This window comes from Dyadobacter sp. CY356 (assembly GCF_021440195.1).
Classification (GTDB): domain Bacteria; phylum Bacteroidota; class Bacteroidia; order Cytophagales; family Spirosomataceae; genus Dyadobacter.
On record NZ_JAJTSZ010000001.1, the window covers coordinates 1,225,794 to 1,246,686 of the forward strand.

Below are 20,893 nucleotides of genomic sequence, written 5' to 3' on the forward strand. Positions count from 1 at the left end.
TCTTAAATGTGTATTTCAGACAGTATAAGTTATTCGGAGCGTATGGTGTAAGCCTTTATGGGATCATCATCCCATTTTAATTGCTGGGACCCTGAATAAGAACAGTGTTAAACCTACGCTTGATACCTTAACATTTCAATATTATTGTATCTGTTGCCTGTGACAATAACATCGAAGAGGTTAATGGTATTCATTATAAAGGATTATCATCTGCCCTCGAATTAAGTTCACTGATATTTTTTTGGCAAACCCATTGGTTGCATGGGCTGCACTTTTCCGTATTAGATTACAGCTCTTGGGACTACGAATTGCTACCGGATCAAGGACATAGCACTGTTGCAAAATGGCTGCTGGGAAGTTTCCCAGATATTGGCAAAAAACTAGTTGCTGTCCAAATCTAGAAAACCATGTAAACAACAGAAGGTGAGGCATCAGAAAACGACCCGTTTAAAATTCAGCATTCTTTGGTATTTACCTCTCGAGAAATTTTAGTGTTTGTAAACTGTTTCAAACCTGATCTTGATCTGAAGTGTCTGCGTTGTATGTGAAGGCTATACAATAAGCAAGATATTACAGACCTTGCCGATTGAAACGCAGGTAGGAAAAAGGTTCCAGGTGAATGTATTGCCTACAATTCAGAATTTGCAATAATAACGAGAAGAAAAATCCGACTCCACAAATTATTCTTATGCGTTTTTTTTAGATCATTCCTCGCTAAGATGTTTTAGGATTTCTATAAGTGGCTGTGTGATATCGTCCTGTTTTGTCACGAAAAAGTCTTTTCCGTTAGCCATTAATTTTTTAATGGAATCCTTATCGTTTTTACTGGAATAAGCAATTATTTTTAGGAAGGGCCATTCCCTTTTTAATATTTTTGCTGTTTCAAAGCCGTCCATTACAGGCATTTCGATGTCAAGAATTATCACAGAAGGGAATCTGTCCGCCTGACGCATTCTATCGATACAGATCTGGCCATTTTCTGCTTCAAAAACTACACTGGCCTGATGTAGAGAAAGAAAGAAACTTATTAAGATGCGGACAACAGCACTATCATCCACGATTGCAATCGCTAAATTTGGAAATAATTTAATAATTTACGCTGAGTTTGAGGTATTGCACATGAATATAATTATAATTTCAAAATTTTTATTTTCTATCAAAGTGATTCCATGTGGAGCATTGCCTTTAGTATGCTATGTAACTTCTGGTTACCATTTAAAAAAGAAAACGGAAACCTGAAATAAATATGTATCCGCTAATAGTGTCAAATTGCTATTTTTACAGTTCAACTAAATTCAAAAATTTACCCTCCCGTAATGAAAACGAACAGTCAACATCTTGCACGCATCAATGATTTGTTGGTGCAATACAAACAAGAAATAGAAGGAACTACTATGAAACCCTTGAGTAAGAAAACGTATACAATCCATGCGCAAAACTTTGTTCGGTGGATATCAGGTGAATTTGTGCCAGGGGGTAATCTTAACACCAAGCAGATAACTGAAACAGGTATTGTTGATTAAATAAATTGATGTTTGATTTATTCAGCTAATCAGTTCTGGAAATTTAAGATTGTTTTTAATATGCGCATGTTTTTAATATGCGCATGTTTGTATGAGGTGTTTGTTTTTTAAATACTAAAAAATATGCATACTTTATCGGGGAACGCATTTTTGTAAACGTTTAAATTATTTAAATGCGTATGGTCAGGCGCGTGCATTTTACAGGGGTGCCATTTGAAAAATGCCCGTTTAAGTTGCTGAAAATAATTTCCTATAATCTCCGCCTTCAATAAAGATATTATATAGCGCTAGTGGTGCTGGCTAATAGAAGATATCCAACCTTGCAGCATCTTTTCAATTCCTATGGTGGGTATAACGTACAGATTTTGATCTGGTCCTACGAAGGAAACATGTAGTCTTTGCAGATTTTCATACTGGCAGAAGTTATGGCAGCGGATCAGGAAGGACTCTAAGTCAACTTCTTCGGTTTCAAAGATTAAATCACGAAACTGATCCAACACAAAAATATAATACATTTTTTAGGGTGCTCCAAGATCTTAGCCAAGGAGTAAATTATAGAATGAGGGTTATATTTAAGCAATGTATTCAAAAAAAATATCAGAGCAAAAGATGGGTAAGCATTTTTTGCCAAATGGATTTAATGGTTTCCCAGCAAATCCGTATTGACAAAAGCATGCGTTGTAGGTGTTGGTGCAACGCTGACACGGGTGACTTAGGTGTACCGGATCCTTATCAGATGAGTATAACAAATTAGCAGGATCTAATTATACTATTCATTTGGCCATTTAGGTGCGCTAAAAGGCTGTCATCTACAACCGCGATTTGATATTAACCACTTTCTATTGATGGATCTATGATCAGGCCATATTTGTTTGCGGCAAACATACGAAAAATGTTGCCCCTTGTCCGGGGCTGCTTTCAGCCCAGATTTTTCCTCCCATTTTACTAATCATATCCTGCGAAATACTCAGGGCCAGCCCAGCACCGCCATCGCTGCTGAAGGTACTTCTGGGCTTAAATAATTGAGAAATTTCCTGTTGACTTAGTCCAGGACCGTTATCTGCCACTGCAATGGTCACAAAGTTTCCGGTGCTGATAAGAAAAATTTTTATTATACCACCAGGACCACAGAATTTTGTGGCATTGTCAAGCAAGTTTCTTAACACAAAAAGTAGCATTTGCTCATGAGCCCAGACCATGGCATCATCGTCGATGTCGGTAGATAGGGCTATATTGTTTTGTTGCTGCTCATAGGCATAAAAAGAATTAGCTTCGGCAATGACTGATTTGATATGCAGCGGCACGGCAACCAGCCCGTTCTGCGTTTTTCTTGACTTAATCCAGCTTAAAATCCCATCCATAAAAGCCATCGCTTTTAAAGAGATATGTTGCAGCTCTGTCATAATTTCTGTTTTCTCCTGCGCTGTAACGTGGTCCGAAGAATTAAAAACCTTGGCCATCATGGCAATGCTCGAAAAGGGTTGTCTGGCATCGTGTGCTATGACTGATATCAAAAGATCCTTAAAGCTGGCATCAGTCTCCATGTCCAGGATCAACTTTTCGTTTACCGTATTGAGCTGCTTTTGAACGGTTACCATCTTTTTCTTATTTAGTAAAGACTGGTAAAGAAAAAACACTGCGAAAAGTATCAAAGCCATCAAGATGGACATCAGAAGTATTAAATTCGTCTGGGTCTGCTCATCTTTCCTTGACTGAGCCAGTTGATTCTCCTTTAATATAAATGAAAGATAACTATACCCGGATTTTTTTAAATTATTAGCCATCTGATTTTGCTTGGCAAGCAGTAAGGCAGCATACGCGTAGGCTTTCTCGGGCATATTGCGGGTTTTATAATAATCAAAAAGCCTGCCTGCAAGCATGATATATCTTTCAGCATAGGCGTATTTTTCCGATGTTTGAAGACCCTTATGATAATAGTCCAGCGCTTGCTTATCCTTACCCTGGTCAAGCATCATTTCGCCCAGCGTCATGTAAGCTGCCACTTTTATGTACTCGCAACCGATGCTGTCTGCTTGTTTTAAGGAATTTAAAAGAATACTGATTCCTTTTTGTTTCTGGCCCGCATTATAAAGCATGGTCCCGCGATTATTTTCAAACGAAACAATCATTCTTGTATCATTGTATCTGCGCGCAATAGCCAGTCCTTTCTTATACAAGCCATATTTGGATTTTTCAGAAAGGCCCGCGTCAAGCGTTAAGATATCGCTTAGTATGATCGAACGTATAGAATCGTTGTCCAGATTTTTGCTTATAGCATCTGCCTTGTAAATGTATTGCACAGCCTCGGATCTGTTGTTGCTTATAAACATCAGAACGGCAATGTTCATCAGCAGCTGTGCCTGGTTTGATGTATCACCAAGGGTCTGGTAGATCTTTAAGGCGTCATTAAAAAGTTTTGCGGACAAATAATCGTTGTCTGACATGTAATAAATACCCTGGCAGTTCAGCGCGTCAGCAATTCCCTTTTGATAATCGATTTCGGTAGCGATTTCCCTGGCCTTGGTAGCATAGACAAGACATGAATCCCTAAACCGCAGATGCGACAAGATCGCCAGCCGGTTTAAAGCATCTACGTGAGATTTCTTACTGGTTATGTGAGGCAACCCGGCTTTTAGACGTGCCATCTCCTGTTTTTGAGCATATAACGGATGACATGCCGTGGTCAGGATTGCAAAGACGCTGAAAAAAACTACCCCACACTGGCCAAGCCGGTGCAGTTTTAATCTAACAAAAAATTTTACAACCAGTTGAATCTTATATAGTAGTAACATTACCACAGACAAAATTGATACTAACTAAGCAGGGGCCATTTTCACTTTGGGAGTGAAAGGTATAAATTTTCCAAAGGTTTGTAAGCGGTTGGGCAATGAAGTGAAGCCAGAGAATTAAAAAGTTTTTATGGCCTCTTGCACTGTTTAGTCCGTCTAGTCTTATTAGGGAAATGCTCATGCAAATTCTTTTTTTACCTCACTTAGCAAACTAACAATCGAGTCCACAAACATTTTGCATTCCGCTGCGCTCCACTGGCCAATAGTATTGGCAAATGCCGACAAGACGATTCTGCCATCAGCATCTTGTTTTACACCCTTATAGCTTGCCAGCTTTATAATTTTCTCCCACTTGATTTGCAGCGGCTGCGGAAAAAGCTTGGGCTCTATGATTCTGAAATAAGCAGATTGTTTCAAAAGTGTTTTTTTTAGGTTTTGATCATCACCATCGCAGCTTAGCGCGCCGACCATTTTTGAAAGCTCGATATAGACAAAGATATTAGACTGTTTCATCGGGTTGAGTATGTTAATAATAAAATTGCAGCTTAAATATGGGAAGAAATCAGCCTGCTGAAAGATCCGGCAGGCTGAATGTCTTACTGTTTTACTCGCAGTGTAACTTTGCAAATTTAGTTTGGTTAATTCCTGATGGCCGTGACAGGTCCGATCCGAATGATCAAAAAGGAGTTAGCAAGAGATTTATCTTGCAGTCTGATCAGCCTTATCGATGATCAAAGGACCCATTCCGGTTTAAATTTTAAAACTTCTGACGCGGTTTTTGATAGGGCAGCATCAATCCTTATTTAATTTTCCATTGTTGCAGATAAATTTAAAACCTTGCGGCAGATCATCTCAGTCGTCTGAGCGGCTAAGGCTGTTGACTAAATTTTGGTCATAAGCCCGCTACCAAGCATATTTGTCAAATTGATCTGTGGTTAAGCATGGCAAAGGATAGAAAAAATAAAAACGATAATGTATATACGTATGGTGAGCTTTATTGCAGGGTAGCGTTAATAAATTAAATAACACCGGCTCGGTTTTAAATTTTTCATTAAGATGAAGATCTTCTAGGATCAAATAATATTCATCTAACTACGACGCTTCAATAATTTTGTAAAATTCAAAAAACCGGAAACAAAATGCAAGTCGGATATAGCTACACTGCTATGGCTTTTCAGCCACAGCAGTGTAGCTATAGTTTGACCCGTGCCGCCATAATGGCTGGCCAGTAAATTCAAGCCGCACCAAGTTGGTAATTGGTTTTTTGCAGCAATACGCCGGTTAAGGACCTTGTTGTGTTGCAAAATTACCAGCGCATGCAACAACAGCGTTGGTAGCCGCTTTTGAAGACTGCCCTTCAATAGTGTGCCAACAAATGGCCATCAAAGCTCAGATGAAACTCCGTAGTGCCGAGCCAAGGCTCTTAGCTCAAATACATTTTTCAGCCCGAGCTTCGAAAGGACCCTTCCGCGGTATGAGCTGGCCGTCGAAGGACTTATAGACAATACACTGGCAACTTCTATGGCGCCGGAGCCTTTTAAAAGCAGCATAGCCACTTCAAATTCCCTATTAGACAGACTCTCAAAGGGATTCGATTCAGCTGCGCTTAAAAAAGAGTTGGTGAACATTTGCATTTGATCTGGTGTCAAATAGCGTTTGCCGCCGCGAATTGTCCTGATGGCGTCAATCAGCACCTTTTCAGGCGCGTGCTTGCTAACAAATCCGCTAACCCCGGCCTGCATGTAACGAAGGGCAAATACATTGTCCGGATTTACTGTGACGACCAATACCTTCAAGCTGCTTTGGATTTTGAAAGCGTCGGTAATCATAGACAATCCATCTGTGAAGGGCATATTCAAGTCGGTGATTAAAAGATCATAACTTGACTGCTTTATCTTTTCGATAACCTCTTTGCCATTTTTTGCAAAGTCGATCTGGCAGTCGTCATTAAATTCCTGCCGAACGATAACCTCCATTCCTTTTCTAATCAATAGGTGATCGTCAGCAATTAAAATCGTGTTCATACTCCTTTAATATTTCCTAAGACGTTTTCGTTGGGTTAAAAACTTTTAAAAAGGCAACGTGATTTGTTTTAACAAGCTTCAATATAATGGCTTGTTTTTTTACTTTCAAATAAACTGATCCCTTCTCATACAACTTATTTTCCAATGCCGCTATCTACCGCGGATTTAACATTACATAGGTACATATATTGCTACACAGACTTTACCCGTAAAAGATTCTGACCGTTTTTGAAAGCAGAACTGTTTAAAGTTAATTTTTTCGCTGACTTAAGAGCTTCACATCGGTGCATCAGATCGAAAGATGAGTGGTTAGCATATTATCATTCCAAAAAAAAGAGGAACTTCTAATAATAATGGTTATTGAACGGGCATTGCTACGATTCTGGCAGCGGCTATGCCTTGACTCACAGCGTGCAGTCTATTCATCGGTGGTGTATTTGATCTTCGAGCAGGTCTGACTGAGCTGCTGGTGGTCGTAATTATTTGGTTTATAAGACAGGTAAATCTCTGATTTGTTCTGATTGGCTGGTAGTTTTACCAGTCAGCATAAGCTTAAAACAAAGTAATAACCCGTGTCATTTGGACACGGGCCATTTATAGTGATCACCAAATTAGTAAAGAAGAGGGCTTATTATTTCAAACTATTTTTTTACCATTTTGTGTGTGGCTAGCGTTCCGTTTTTTAATTGGAATTTTACCAAGTAAATACCGGATTGAAAGTTTTTTATGTCAATTAAACTTCCAGAAACAGGCTCATTGACCGAGTAAACTTCGGTACCGTTCAGGTTTATGACAGACAGGTGGGCAATGGCCGGGGCCGCTTGATCAATCTGAAGATAGTCAGATGCAGGATTGGGATAAAAGCTGATCAGCTGACTCAATTCAGTATCAGCACTTCGGATGCCGCTGTAGGTGAAACTGGCATCCTGATCAATCATTTTCAGACGGTAATAGTTTATGCCTGGCACAGGAGCTGCATCAGAAAAGGTATATGAGAGAACGGCTTTACTTTCTGCGCCAGCGTTTACCGCTCCAATAACCGACCATGACTTGGCATCGTTGCTACGCTGAACCTGAAAATGATCGCTGTTTGTTTCCGATGCTGTCTTCCACAGTAGATTTACCTGGCTTTCGCTATACTGCGCCTGAAAGGAAATCAGTTTTACAGGTAAGGGGTCAATGTCATATATATAGGTAAGACAAACGCCCGCTGCCGCATAGGTTTGTTCAGAGCTGCTGGTATTTCCTCCGTTGGTCGTAATCGTCTTTGATGCAAATGCATCGGCACTGAAATCAACGGTTCCACTACCCTGATACTCAGCTGGAACAGGACTGATCACAGTCACTGCGCTTTGCGCTGATGAAATATCGTAATAGGTTAACTGCTGGCCTGCTGCAAGATTAATGTTTTGCGCGGCAGGGGTATTGGCAAAAGTTTTTAAGGATTCAAGCTGATCAGAATAGCCAGGGCCGTCCAGGGCAATATCTGCGCCGATTTTCAAAGATCTGATCGTCGAAGCCGTTGTGGCATGCACATCAATAAGCGGATGTGCGACTTGGGTCGATGAGAACACTGCTACTTTTTTTAAGACTGCCTGGCTATTAAGTTGAACAGCTTTTGCTACTGGGATCGTAGCGCTCCAGTCGGTTAGCTGCTTTTCAGTGACATTGCAATGGGTGATAGTGTTTTGAACCCTTTCCAGCGATATGCCCCCGTCAGGTGCAGTCTGATTGCCTGCGGTTGCAGTGAATGAACCTGAGGGATTGCTGCTTTTAGCGGTAAAGCCATCGGTCGGGAAAATATATTCGATCCGGTAAACCACACCAGACTGGCCGGTTAAAGAAAAGTTTCCATTCTGATCACTTAGCGCATAGGAAACAGCTACATAAGTATCAGGCGAACCTGCAACCACTCGGGAAAGCTTTGCAATCGTGCCTGACAACACGTCTGATTCCGGGGAAATGGTGATTTTACCTGTAATGACCGCGTCATGGTTTATTTCATGATCGGGCGAAGGATAAATAGGAGGGCTTTGGGCAGTGGCGACAGAAGATCCAAGCAAGATCATTAAAAATAATTGTAAAGCGCGTAGTTGTGTTTTCATATAAGCTGAGTTATTTGTAAGTACATCGTCATATCGCCGCGTCCAATGAAGCATGCCATATTTATTGTTTTTCAACAGGGGCTGACCCAGGGTTTAGCTAAACATCAAAATAATCATCAGGTTTTTCTTATGGCTATGATCGTTTACCACCAAGTCACAAAGCATAAACCGCTGCCGATGAAGCTGACAGGATTCTGGGCCTTTTATGATGCTGATTTTGATCCGATGATCATTTTTACAAAGGTCAAGATTGCTTGTTTGTCAGAAAATAGGTAAAAAGACCTGTTTTTAACGCCCGGCAGCTCTTAGAGACGGGTTGGATAACCAGCTTGCCGCAAAAGTCTTGATCTGACTTATGCTCTTCGAGCCATGCTGATACATGATAGTGTATGGTCAGAAGGCCGGACTTGCCCCAGTTTAATGAACAGAGAGTTTCAAAGTGTAATTAAGCCTTTGCGGACCGCATGTAAAACAAGTCCAGCGGTATTGCGGCTTTTGGTTTTGGCTAAAAGGTTATTGCGGTGCCCATCCACTGTACGCACGCTGATAAATAACTTATCGGCTATTTCAGCATTGGTAAACTGCTTGCAGATCATTTCTAAAATTTCCAGCTCCCTGCGACTGATCTCGATCAGGTCTTTTTCAATATTTTTTTTGGCAGACTTATTTTTTTTAAGCGACTGCATCATCAGCCGGTCCATATAAAATCCGGTTTTTGCCACGGCAAAAATGGCGTGCTCCAATTCTTTGCACTCGCAATTTTTGTCCAGATAACCAGATGCGCCCGCGTCAATCATTTCGGAAATACGATCAATTTCATCATGCTGTGAAAGCACTATAATTTTGATCTGCGGATATTGGAGCTGGAGCTTCATGGTCAGTTCTTTGCCATTCATAACGGGCATATCCAGGTCTAAAATGATGATGTCAGGTAGGCGAGAACTGGCCGTCAGGAAATCAAGACATTGCCTGCCATCGTTAAATGAACCGATCAGCTCAACACGCTGATGGTTGTTAAAATAGAGTGTTAACATCTGCCGGAATATTTTCTGATCTTCAACCAGCGATAGCGCTATCTTATGCATGTAGTATTACTTTTTAATACATTAAATTCCCGCCGGCTTAAAATTAAAATTATTTGACGCATTCTGCTGTACGGTTTCATTACAGATTTATCTGAATTAAAAAATTTGTGCTGTTTTTAGGCTCGTGTTTAGCGGCTAAGCAATCTAACTACAGATTCTTTTTAATTTCATTTCACTGGCTGGATATTTTTTTATGGTGCTCGGCTGTAATGGGCATTTCTGTTATATTTAAAATCCAGCTCCGCATTCAAACCCAGGCAATGCAAAGAGTCCGATGTAAAAAGTTCGATCTGAGGCTTTCAAAGGCTTAAATTAAAATTAACACAAGATAATAATTGTTTGACCTTTTAATGAAGTCATTGCAGTTAAAAAAGTCACGCACTTAAATTCGCAAAATTTGATGCTGCAATACCAATAAATATTATAGATCAGAAGGCTTGGTGAAGTAACAAGTCTTCTGCGGCGCCCAAGGTGAATCCAGCAGAAGTGTGCAATCAAGCATGCAGCTACATTTGCAGTTTTCCAGAGTGGCTATGGGCTTTGGATAATAAATCAATAAAAGACATCTGCATTGAAAGGTTACTTTTTAGTAGAATTAATTTTATATATTGTAGAAAATGTTGAAAGGCCAACATATCTTTTTGAAAATTTTTTGACCGTATGATGTCAGAATTTTTACTGACCATTGCTCACCGCTCTTCTATTCAAATGAAACACGCTATTGGTCTGATCTTAATTTTATTCTCTATTCTGAGCCGGGCCTTCGGGCAGGATCCCAGTTTTAGTCATCTTACAACAAATCAGGGACTCTCTCAAAGCCATATTACTGCTATACTCAAAGACAAGCAGGGATTTATGTGGTTTGGTACAGAAGACGGTCTCAATAAATATGATGCATACAAATTCACCTATTATAAACACGATCCTTTTGATGAAAGCAGCATTAAGGATAGTTACATTCAGGATTTACTCGAAGATGAAACCGGAAATTTATGGATTGCCACGTCAAGCGGCCTGGATAGATTCGACAGAGACAAAAACAGTTTTAGACATTATTTGACTCAAGATATTTTTGATCTTTTTCAAGACAGTAAAAACCGTATTTGGCTCGGCACCCAGAAGGGGTTATATCTTTTTAATGCGAAGACCAAATCTTTTACATTGTATTTAAATGCGGCTCAAAACAGCAGTGGCCAGAACGATAACCCAATCTACCGTATTGAAGAAGATAATAGCGGCTCACTTTGGCTAGCAACAGAGAATGGGCTGTATCATGTAACAATAAACAGTAAAAACCCTACTACTCGTCGCATCAATTTAATCGGGAGAAACAGCTTGTCTGGCCGCACTGTCAGGGCTTTGTGTAAGGCCCATGATGGAAATCTATGGATCGGTACCAAATCTGACGGCGTTTTTCTTTACAACCAAAAAACGCAATCCCTTAAAAATTTTTGTTACGATCCGTCTGATAAGAATTCTATTGCACACAATGATATTCTTTCAATTACAGAATCCAAAGATCGCAAAATATGGATAGGGACTGAAAATGGGGGCATCAGTGTTTTTGATATAAAAACAAAGCAGTTTTCCCATTATGATCACAGGCCCAACGAAGCAGCTACGCTAAGCAATAATTCTGTGTATTCGATTTATCAGGATAATGCTGATATTATCTGGATAGGCACCTACGCGGGCGGCGTTGATTTTCTACCCAAGTTTAAAGAGAAATTTGTCTCCTACGAGCAGATTCCGGGCAATTCGAACAGCCTTTCAAATAATGTGGTGCTATCAATTTGCGGAGATAGTTCAGATAGCAAAATATGGCTGGGTACTGATGGGGGCGGTCTGAATGTTTTTGATTACAAAACTAATACCTTCTCAAATTACCGGCACGATCCAAAAAATGCGAACTCTATCAGTAATGATTTTGTCATTTCGATCGTGCGGGTTTCCAGCGATCTTTTGGCCATTGGCTACCACAGCGGGGGTTTTGATTTTTTTGATACGAAAACCGGCATTGCAACCCATCATATGCCAAACGCGAAAGATGCTAACAGCCTTTCTATATCAGATGTAAACAATCTGTTTTTAGACCGTGATGGTAATCTTTGGATAGGCACCTGGGGGGGAGGACTGAATTATTACAATATCAAAAATAACAAATTCAAACATTACCGTACCAATTCCAAAGATAGCACAAGTATCAGCTCTGATATTGTCACAGCTGTTTTTCAGGACAAAAAAGGCCAGATATGGGTTGGTACCTATAACGGTTTAAATAAACTTGACAAGGCCGGAAAATTTTTTACGCGCTACCAGGATGATCCCAAAGATATGTTATCGCTCTCCCATAATAAGGTGCAGTGTATCCGGCAGGCAGTTGGCGATAACTTATGGGTAGGCACAGTTGGCGGCGGGCTAAATTACTTTGACATTAACAAGCAGACCTTTACAGTTTACACAGAAAGGGATGGGCTTGCCAGCAATGTTGTTTTTGCGATGCTCGAAGACGCCCATAAAAATCTTTGGATAAGCACCAATAAAGGTATTTCACGGTTTGATCCCCAAAACAAAACATTTAGAAGCTTTGGTGTAAAGGACGGGCTTCAGGGAAACGAGTTTAGAGATAATTCATGCTTTATGACCAAAAGCGGCCAAATGTTTTTTGGCGGTGTAAACGGTTTTAGCAGCTTTTATCCGGACAGTATTCAGTATAACAGCTTTATTGCACCTGTCTATCTTACCGGCCTGCAGATTTTCAATAAAAACGTTTCTGTCGGGGACAAATCAATGATTCTAAAAAAGGATATCACCCAGACCAGCGAGTTGATTCTTCCATTCAAGCAGTCTGTCTTTACACTTGAGTTTGCTTCGCTTAGCTACACGATTCCTGAAAAAAATCAGTATGCCTATAAACTGGAAGGATTTGATCCGCATTGGAATTATGTTGGAACCAGGCGATCAGCGACTTACACAAATCTGGACGCGGGCACTTATATATTTAAAGTCAAGGCTTCAAACAATGATGGGGTATGGAACAACAAAGGCACCTCTATAGAAATTATCATTACCCCGCCATTCTGGCGTACCTGGTGGTTTAGGCTAAGTTTACTTATTTTGGTCGTCGCCCTTTTGGGCTTATTTTATCAGATCCGTACGCTTTCCAGCCGAAGACAGAAGAAACTGCTTATTGAAAGGGTCCGTCAGCGCACCGAGCAGCTTCTGGTAGCGATCGAAGAAGAAAGAAAGGCCAAAAGGATCGCAGAAATCGCCATTGAAGAAGAGAAAAAAGCAAAGCAGCAGGCAGAGCTGGCCAGCCGGGCAAAAAGTGCATTTCTGGCTGTGATGAGCCATGAGATCAGAACGCCGATGAATGGAGTGATCGGCATGGCTTCGCTTTTGGCCGAAACCGAGCTGGATGAAGAGCAGCGGGGGTATACGGCCAGTATACAGTCTAGCGGAAACAGTCTTTTGACTGTGATCAATGATATTTTAGACTTTTCAAAAATAGAATCCGGAAATATGCAGCTCGAGCAGGCACCCTTCAATCTGCGCAGCTGTATTGAAGAGGTCATGGATGTTTTTATATCAAAAGTCTCTCAGAGTGGCCTTGAGCTGCTATACAGCATTGACCAGGATGTGCCCGAGCGGCTGATAGGGGATAGCCTGCGGCTTTCTCAGATCCTGATCAATTTGATCGGAAACGCTGTCAAATTTACCAAAGAAGGAGAAGTTGCCTTGTCGGTCCGTATAGCTGAGCCGCAGCAAGAAGATTTGATCGGACTGCACTTTGAAGTAAAGGATACTGGCATTGGTATTTCTGAGACAAAAAGGGACCGTTTGTTTAAGGCGTTCTCTCAGGTAGATTCTTCTACAAGCCGCAAGTATGGAGGGACTGGTCTGGGCCTTGCGATCTCTGAAAAACTGGTAAGTCTGATGGGTGGAAGCATCAGCGTAGACAGCGAGGAAGGACAAGGCAGCACTTTTTATTTCTCAGCACTTTTTAGAATAGATACTGCTGTTAACGTTAATGAAGCTGAGTATGCATCCGGATTTTCAAAAGCTACCATACTGGTGGTTGACGATAATGAAAGCAGCGCAAGGATCATTGCAGGCCAGCTTCAAGCCTGGGGACTGAATGTTTTAACATCTGACAACGCGCAAACGGCGCTTGAAATATTGAAAGTCAATGAAAAGATCAGCCTGGTGATCACTGATATGCACATGCCGCTGACAGATGGCATTCAGCTGGCAGGACAAATCCGTTTACAGCATCCTGATATGGCAGTAATGCTTTTATGTCAGACAGTTAATGAACTTCCCCAAGAGCAGAGAGATTTGTTTTGTGCTTTGCTTAAAAAGCCTGTCAGAAAAAAGGTGCTTTACAGTAGTGTCTACCAGCAGCTAAAAAACAAAGATGAGCACTCAGCAGATATGGTGGTGAAACAACAGGTATCAAAGAATATACTCTACACAGATTTTTCCAGACAGCATCCCCTTCATATTTTGGTTGCTGAGGATAACAAGGTCAATCAAATTGTGATTATTAATGTGCTTGGCAAACTTGGCTATACCGTTGAGATGGTTACAGACGGAGCCCAAGCTGTGCAAAAAGCAGCACAAAACGTTTTTGATGTGATATTAATGGATATTCAAATGCCTTTAATGGATGGTCTTGAAGCCACCAGAATTATTAAAAAAACCAATCAACAGCGCCCTTACATTATTGCCATGACGGCCAATGCGATGCCTGAAGACAGAAAAGAATGCCTGGCCGCTGGCATGGACGATTATGTTAGTAAACCAGTGAAACTGGAGGAATTAATGCTGATACTTGAAAGATGGTCAAATAAAATTAAAGGCCTTACCGCTTAAAAACTTATTGACTGCTTTTTAACTAAGCCGGTTAAAAATCTGTCTGAATCTGCCATCACGCAGGCTATTAAGCGACTTACTAACCGCCCAGCTCTAATTTAATGCATTCGCTAATGGCTTATTATTTGGCAATTTCTGTCATCTACTTGAAACTGGTGCAGACTGCCTTTTCATTTTGGTACGCTAAAAAAAAAGCCGAACCCAGTTGTATATGTTCCCGGTGAACATTTAATGAAACGGCGCTGCGTTTCACCCTGCGGCTTTACAAGCAGCCTCTAAATATTTTTTCTATTCCACAATAACCGTAATACCAGCGCCAGCTGCTTTTCTTTGGATCTTGTCTTTAAGACCAGCTGCGCCCCAGTTCCGTAGAATAAACGAATTTTCCTGCACTTTTTGATCACTGACCAAAAGAAGGGTCGCCGCCTGATTTTTAATACAAAGCTCGATCAGCCGCTTGCTGTAAAGGTGCTGTTTTTGGTTTACATACCGCTTTTCTGCATCCTGTAAACCAGCAATGGTATTTTCCTTAAATCTTTTTTTTGTCTTCTTATTCATAAAGCTGACTGCATTTTTCTTTCTTTGAATCGCAGCTTGGATCGATAAGCGTTTATAAAGGAATTCATCTTTGTTTCCAATCGTATACCTTGTTTTGCCCACCGTTAGCATGATCGGGTAATCAAGCGATAGTGAAGCTTCGGCAATGATGTTTTCATCCAGCGGTAGCGGCTTGTTTTCTTTTTCAAAAACAGCCATCAGAAAGATTTTTCCTTTTTCGATCACCAGTGAGCTGGTGCAAAGCTTTATTTCTTTTTTTACCAGCCTTTCAAGCAAGGCCCTTTTGTCAGAAAAATCCCTTCCCAAATACGTTTTGAAAGGGATATCAAATAGCTTGAAATAAAAGATAGTGCATGTGCTGTCTTGGCAAAGAGACTTGATATCGGTTCCTTTAAAAGGGATCGGAATATCCTTTTTAAAATTCGGAAGTGTTTTCTCTCCTGTGATATAAGAGACAAGATTCTTGTTAAAAGTGCTTACCAGGCTGCAGTTTAATGAGCTCATGATATGCATTGGGATGCTGCCCTTGAAATTTTTAGCCAGTATCTGATAACTTGTATTCATTCTGGATGTGCTTAGTATTCCATCTTGATCCCGGTTTGCATTTGCCAGCTTGACTTTGGTTTCATCCGAAAGATAAATAATCTCTTTAAGCTGCTGCTGCAGATAATGGTGGGTGAAAATAAGATTCGATGCCTTAAAACAAATCTGACGCCAGCCGTACAAGGTTTTAAAAACCTTCTCGCAGTACTCCGGATCAGTGCTGTCTATTTTTAGCTGGATTTTGCGGGTAAAGAATATTGTTTCCATTTGCAGGGTCAGTTTATTATATTAGAACGGCTTGCTTGGGTTTGATTGGTTTTGAAGCAATTGATGCGCCTTGATATACTGCTGCTGGGCCTGCAGAACAGGAATTTTAAGTTTTTTTGAAATATCGATGAAAGAAAGTCTGTCATTTTTTCTTAGCGCATATATTTCTGACTGCTGACAATTTAAGATTGCACTGGGCATTTGCGGCTGCCGGGCCCCAGGGCTAATCATTTGCTTTCCAGCAGAGACATTGATGATGTTTTTAATTTTGTTTACACTGTTTTCAATTTGATTCGAAACATAAAAGGTGCTTTTCCCAAGACGGTCCGCAATTTGTTTGTGACTTAACCCCTTCTTAAAATAAAGCGTTGTTATATTCTGGGCTTCCAAAGAAAGATAATTTAAGGCTTCAAGAGCCGCTTTGATTCTTTCACTTTCTTGCTCTTTTGATTCCTGATTGGCATCAAAATCTTCAAAATCTCCGATCGTTTTCTCGAAATGATCTATGAGCATTGTTTGCCCGTGCGTTGTTTTGGGCGATTTTTCAATATGCCGAAGGATCTGCCAGCGGACGTTCATGCGGATAAAGCGGTAGATGTGCGCCAAACTTTCCATTCTTGCGCGGTTAGTCCAAGCTTTAAGGTAGCACTCATGAAGAATACATGTGATAATGAACTCATCATTTAAAAGGCTTTTTCCAAAATACAGAAGACTGTCAAATGAATTTTTATATACATAGTCCATTCCCTTTCTTTCTCCCTTTTGAAAGAGATCAAGAAATTTTTGGGACTTTTCATTTTCGTTAAACAGTTTCCGGATGGCCATAACATTGTGCGTTTGAAATATTTAACATGATCCTGATAAGAAGGACTAGGCGCGTTTTTGATCCGCTGCCGGCTCTGATTCAGTTTCGCTTTCTATGGATAGATAATCAAGAATCTCATAAACGGATTTTAAATCATTTTTAAAATCTTGTCTGCAATCCTGAATCGGTATTTCGGCCAGAATCCGCAGAATTCCTTTTCTGTACCGCGCCAGATCCTTAAAATCTTTATTTGGAATATAGATCTCCAACTGGGATAAAACAGAGTTGTATTTTACCATAATATTTATGATTTTCTGTAAACATATTAAGAAAGTCTTAAATATCAAGCTGTCATATTTAAATATTTGACCAGGTTAATATAATTTCATGTCTACGGATTTTAAGAAAATCGTAAAAAAAGTGCAACTTTGTTAAGTTTATTTTTAGATTTTAAAAAATATGGCAACAAAACTGGGAGAATATTTCAAATTGAAATCTGTCAACAAGGCTGATATTGCTAGAAAAGCAAAATTAACCAGTCCCAGATTGACTGAATTATCCAATAATCCTACCGCGAAGCTTAGAGCTGATGAGCTTTACCTGATCGCTTTGGCAATGGATGTTTCTCCGTGCGAACTTCTGGAATTTGTATGCGGAGATTTGAAACTATCCAAATCCTAGATACACCCTGCGTTATTCTGAATTTATGGTTTCTGATCATCGGAATTTGATTTACTTATTGTACACTGGCTAGGAATAAGAAATTTGGATAATCTGATACAATTTCGACGCCAGCCATTAAGGTGTCAAATAAATGTAAGAAGTATCCATAATGTGTGCCGTTGACATTCATCATGATCATCCCGGTATAAATATCTTTTCCATTTATATGCTTATTCGTTTTGTTACATTCAGTGCGCGAACATTTATGCACTGAAATGCTAATGATAACAATATTATCTAACAGCTCTTTACAGATGTCAGCGAGAGTTTGCAAAGATTTAATGTAACTGCAGCCCGTACTCAGATTGTAGACCAATTAAAATAGAAGTGGGTGGTTGGTTTCTTTTAGATTGTCTAATTATCATTCCCTGTTAACGGTTTTAAATTTTACGTTGCTGTTATTTCAAATACGGACTATGGTGTCTTAGAGTTACAAAGATATAAATAATGCTAGAAACATAGCTATGGCTATGTATAAATTTTATGCTTTATAATTTGTTTCGCCAATGAACAAATTAAGTCCAATTGAGCAGTATGTTATCGACCAGGTTAAAAGGCGGCGCCTGGAACTTGGAATCAGTCAAAAAGAGCTTTCTTTCCATTTAGAAGTCTCAGAGGGCTACGTGGGTTTGGTTGAAAGCTCAAAAACGGATGACAAATACAGCTTGAAAAGAATTAATGATTTGGCCATTATATTACATTGTTCTCCAAGAGATCTTTTACCAATAGAGGCACTCTAGGTTTTGTATTATAACAGACGTATCAATCAAGCATTTATATTCTCTCTGGTTAATGCCTCACGATAAAAGAGCATGGCAAATTTACGCTTAGACTGATCCAAGTAGCCTAAATCGTTTTAATGGATTTTGTAATTATAAAACTCAGTGTTTGATATTTAATCGTATTTAATTAGATGCTCTTTTCAAAAACTCTGTACAGTTTGACTTCAAATTATAACATTTTTTGCACGACACTCTAATAGGTGTTGATTACCTTTTGCATGTCAATTCTAAATTCCTTAAATCTCAGAGTAGATTCCAAAATAGAATAATTGTAAACTATTATGTGATAGTTACTACATCAATTCCCTGGAATTCAATTTCCCACTATGAGTCATCAATATTTCCCATCTTATGACCATTCGAAATATTTGCTTAGTAATAACTAAGCAAATATCTAATAATCTTTTTTGTTCTTGCAAAGAATCATGGCAGAAAAAACTGATTTTGAAATCGCAGTCATTAATGAGGTTAGAAAAGTTCGAAAATCGAAGGGCTTTTCTCAGGACGATCTTGCCATGTTTCTGAACTTAACAAGAGGCTTTATCGGTCAAATAGAAAGTCCCAGATTTGCAAGTAAGTACAATATCAATCACTTGGGTATCTTGGCCAAAGAGATGAACTGTTCTCCAAAGGATTTTATGCCTGATCTTTAATGTTTAGTTATGCACGAGATAAATAGTTAAAGTTATAAATATTATCTTCCGGTAATTCTGCCAATTGATTTGCTAACCTTAGTAGAAATCACTTCTATAACAGGTAGAAGAGATCTTACCTGTTAATTTCCAAAGCAGCTCTTGTTAAGTTTAATAATCGGATATTTTAAATAGTTCGGAAGTCTGCGATGTCCTTTACAATAGACCTATTATGAGATGCAGGATAGCACAGGCTAGTTCTCTGGGTACAATTGATTTATTTTCGAAGATTTTTATGATACTGAAACGTTATTTCTAAACCAGCCTTTTCCAGTGAAAAAACTCTTTCTCCTGCTGATCTGTTTATTTTACTTTGAAAACCAACCGATTTTGGCGCAGAATCTACCCCCGATCTTTGGAAATAATGTGATCTCCGAAAAAGATGCCAGGGTCAAACAGTATCTGACAGCGACAAGAATTGTCTGGAAAACAAGCGGGCAAGGCATTTCAGGAGAACAGAATCTTTTGCGGCCCGGCACAGGACAAGCCGATCTGGTGCATCAGAATATCTGCGTGCTGACCAGCAAAGACGGTGAAAAACCGGGATTGATCCTTGACTTCGGAAAAGAGATCCAGGGCGGTATCCAGCTAGTAACAGATCAGCCCAGCGACCACCGACCAATAAAAATCAGGCTTCGTTTTGGAGAATCCGTCAGTGAGACCATGTCAGAGATCGATACGGTCAGCGGTGCGACCAACGATCATGCCATGCGCGATTTTATCATTGAAGTGCCATGGCTCGGTGTCATGCAGTCTGGTAATACAGGTTTTCGTTTTGTTAGAATCGATCTGGTTGATGAAAACCGTGAGCTGCAATTAAAAGAAGCGCGCGCTATTTTTGAATACCGGGATCTTGATTATATCGGATCATTCAAAAGTAATGACGAAAGACTGAACACGATCTGGAACACCGGTGCATACACGGTGCATCTGAATATGCAGCATTTTTTGTGGGATGGAATCAAAAGAGACAGACTTGTCTGGGTTGGTGATATGCACCCTGAAATTATGACGATCAACAGCGTTTTTGGTAAAAATGAAGTCGTGGCAAAAAGTCTTGACCAGGCGCGCGACATCACACCGCTTCCGGGTTGGATGAATGGTATCAGCGCGTATTCCATGTGGTGGGTGCTCATTCACCGCGACCTTTACAAATACCAGGGCGACAAGGAATACCTTCGAAAACAACAAAAATATCTGGTAGCACTACTTGATCTTTTAATGAGCAAAATAAAAGACAACAAAGAAAACCTGGACGGCACCCGGTTTCTGGACTGGCCTTCCAGCAAGAACCCGAAAGCCATTCATGCCGGTCTTCATGCCATGATGATCATGACACTCGACGCCGGTGCCGAGCTCTGCACAATTCTGGACGAGCCCGCACAAGCCGCGAAATGCAAAACCGCGTCTACCAATTTAAAGCTATATGTTCCCGACGCAAACGGTTCCAAACAAGCCGCTGCACTGCTGGCACTATCAGGCCTGGTGCCAGCAAAGCAAGCGAACAGTGAGGTACTGGCCGTGGATGGCTGCGCACGTATGTCCACTTTTTATGGTTATTACATGCTTCAGGCCAGAGCCAAAGCCGGTGATTATCAGGGCGCGATCGATTGTATCCGTAATTATTGGGGCGGTATGCTTGATATGGGCGCGACGACATTCTGGGAAGATTTTGATCTGGACTGGACAAAAAATGCCGCTCCGATCACAGAAATTGTACCCGAAGGAAAAGATGATATCCATGGAGATTTTGGTGCCTATTGTTACAAAAACCTGCGTCACAGTCTCTGCCACGGATGGGCATCCGGTCCAACGGCCTGGCTGAGCGAGCACGTACTGGGCGTAACCGTTCTCGAGGCCGGCTGCAAAACCATCCGCATCCAACCCAACCTGGGCGACCTGCAATGGGTAGAAGGCACCTTCCCAACACCCATGGGTGCAGTCAAAATCAGACATGAAAAACTCGCAGACGGCAAAATCAAATCCACCATCAACGCGCCGAAAGGAGTCAAAGTGGTGAGGGAGTAATTTGTAGCTTACGTGGTAGGTTACATAGCGTTTCACAGAGCGCAGGAGAGGGTGCACAAGGGTTTGGAGGTGGTACATTGACCATCAATGACTA

The 20,893-nt window shown here is 40.5% G+C and carries 15 protein-coding genes; 6 read left to right on the plus strand and 9 right to left on the minus strand.

From position 1 onward, the window contains the following. Positions 1-704: 704 nt before the first annotated feature. Positions 705-1,058, minus strand: a complete 354-nt coding sequence (locus LXL81_RS05105) for a response regulator (RefSeq protein WP_234645630.1) — start codon at positions 1,056-1,058, stop codon at positions 705-707. A gap of 258 nt (positions 1,059-1,316) precedes the next feature. Between LXL81_RS05105 and LXL81_RS05110 the strand changes: the two genes are divergently transcribed. Then, positions 1,317-1,523 (plus strand): hypothetical protein, encoded by a 207-nt coding sequence (locus tag LXL81_RS05110; RefSeq protein WP_234645631.1) that lies wholly within the window; start codon positions 1,317-1,319, stop codon positions 1,521-1,523. Between the two features lie 857 nt (positions 1,524-2,380). On the opposite strand, the gene LXL81_RS05115 is transcribed toward LXL81_RS05110, so the two are convergent. The 5 genes from LXL81_RS05115 to LXL81_RS05135 form a co-directional block, all read right to left on the minus strand. Then, complete coding sequence (locus LXL81_RS05115) at positions 2,381-4,168, minus strand: HAMP domain-containing sensor histidine kinase (RefSeq protein WP_234645632.1); 1,788 nt, start codon at positions 4,166-4,168, stop codon at positions 2,381-2,383. A gap of 321 nt (positions 4,169-4,489) precedes the next feature. After that, positions 4,490-4,825 (minus strand): hypothetical protein, encoded by a 336-nt coding sequence (locus LXL81_RS05120; protein ID WP_234645633.1) that lies wholly within the window; start codon positions 4,823-4,825, stop codon positions 4,490-4,492. Positions 4,826-5,694: 869 nt separating this feature from the next. Continuing rightward, entirely contained in the window at positions 5,695-6,336 is a 642-nt protein-coding gene (locus LXL81_RS05125; protein ID WP_234645634.1) for a response regulator transcription factor, read from the minus strand. Positions 6,337-6,977: 641 nt separating this feature from the next. Beyond that, positions 6,978-8,441, minus strand: a complete 1,464-nt coding sequence (locus LXL81_RS05130; RefSeq protein WP_234645635.1) for a T9SS type A sorting domain-containing protein — start codon at positions 8,439-8,441, stop codon at positions 6,978-6,980. A gap of 434 nt (positions 8,442-8,875) precedes the next feature. Then, on the minus strand, positions 8,876-9,526 hold the full coding sequence (locus LXL81_RS05135) for a response regulator transcription factor (RefSeq protein ID WP_234645636.1): 651 nt from the start codon (positions 9,524-9,526) through the stop codon (positions 8,876-8,878). 660 nt (positions 9,527-10,186) lie between these two features. Here LXL81_RS05135 and LXL81_RS05140 point away from each other — a divergent pair. Further along, positions 10,187-14,401: a hybrid sensor histidine kinase/response regulator gene (locus LXL81_RS05140; protein WP_234645637.1), complete on the plus strand. Its 4,215-nt coding sequence runs from the start codon at positions 10,187-10,189 to the stop codon at positions 14,399-14,401. 288 nt (positions 14,402-14,689) lie between these two features. Here LXL81_RS05140 and LXL81_RS05145 read toward each other — a convergent pair whose 3' ends face one another. From LXL81_RS05145 to LXL81_RS05155, 3 genes are read right to left on the minus strand one after another with little or no spacing between them, the layout of a single operon-like run. Further along, on the minus strand, positions 14,690-15,769 hold the full coding sequence (locus tag LXL81_RS05145; protein WP_234645638.1) for a hypothetical protein: 1,080 nt from the start codon (positions 15,767-15,769) through the stop codon (positions 14,690-14,692). Between the two features lie 21 nt (positions 15,770-15,790). Next, positions 15,791-16,594 carry an RNA polymerase sigma factor gene (locus LXL81_RS05150; RefSeq protein WP_234645639.1) on the minus strand — a complete coding sequence of 268 codons (804 nt, stop codon included), beginning with the start codon at positions 16,592-16,594 and terminating at the stop codon, positions 15,791-15,793. A 45-nt stretch (positions 16,595-16,639) separates the two neighbouring features. Beyond that, positions 16,640-16,873, minus strand: a complete 234-nt coding sequence (locus LXL81_RS05155) for a hypothetical protein (protein WP_234645640.1) — start codon at positions 16,871-16,873, stop codon at positions 16,640-16,642. A gap of 160 nt (positions 16,874-17,033) precedes the next feature. On the opposite strand from LXL81_RS05155, the gene LXL81_RS05160 reads away from it, so the two are divergent. The 4 genes from LXL81_RS05160 to LXL81_RS05175 all read left to right on the plus strand — a co-directional run bounded on the left by LXL81_RS05160 (position 17,034) and on the right by LXL81_RS05175 (position 20,799). After that, the gene (locus LXL81_RS05160) at positions 17,034-17,255 is read left to right on the plus strand and encodes a helix-turn-helix transcriptional regulator (protein WP_234645641.1); all 222 of its coding nucleotides are present in this window, start codon (positions 17,034-17,036) and stop codon (positions 17,253-17,255) included. Positions 17,256-17,803: 548 nt separating this feature from the next. Beyond that, the gene (locus tag LXL81_RS05165; protein ID WP_234645642.1) at positions 17,804-18,037 is read left to right on the plus strand and encodes a helix-turn-helix domain-containing protein; all 234 of its coding nucleotides are present in this window, start codon (positions 17,804-17,806) and stop codon (positions 18,035-18,037) included. Positions 18,038-18,504: 467 nt separating this feature from the next. Further along, on the plus strand, positions 18,505-18,732 hold the full coding sequence (locus LXL81_RS05170; protein WP_234645643.1) for a helix-turn-helix domain-containing protein: 228 nt from the start codon (positions 18,505-18,507) through the stop codon (positions 18,730-18,732). A gap of 312 nt (positions 18,733-19,044) precedes the next feature. Then, positions 19,045-20,799 carry an alpha-L-rhamnosidase C-terminal domain-containing protein gene (locus LXL81_RS05175; protein ID WP_234645644.1) on the plus strand — a complete coding sequence of 585 codons (1,755 nt, stop codon included), beginning with the start codon at positions 19,045-19,047 and terminating at the stop codon, positions 20,797-20,799. Positions 20,800-20,893: the final 94 nt, after the last annotated feature.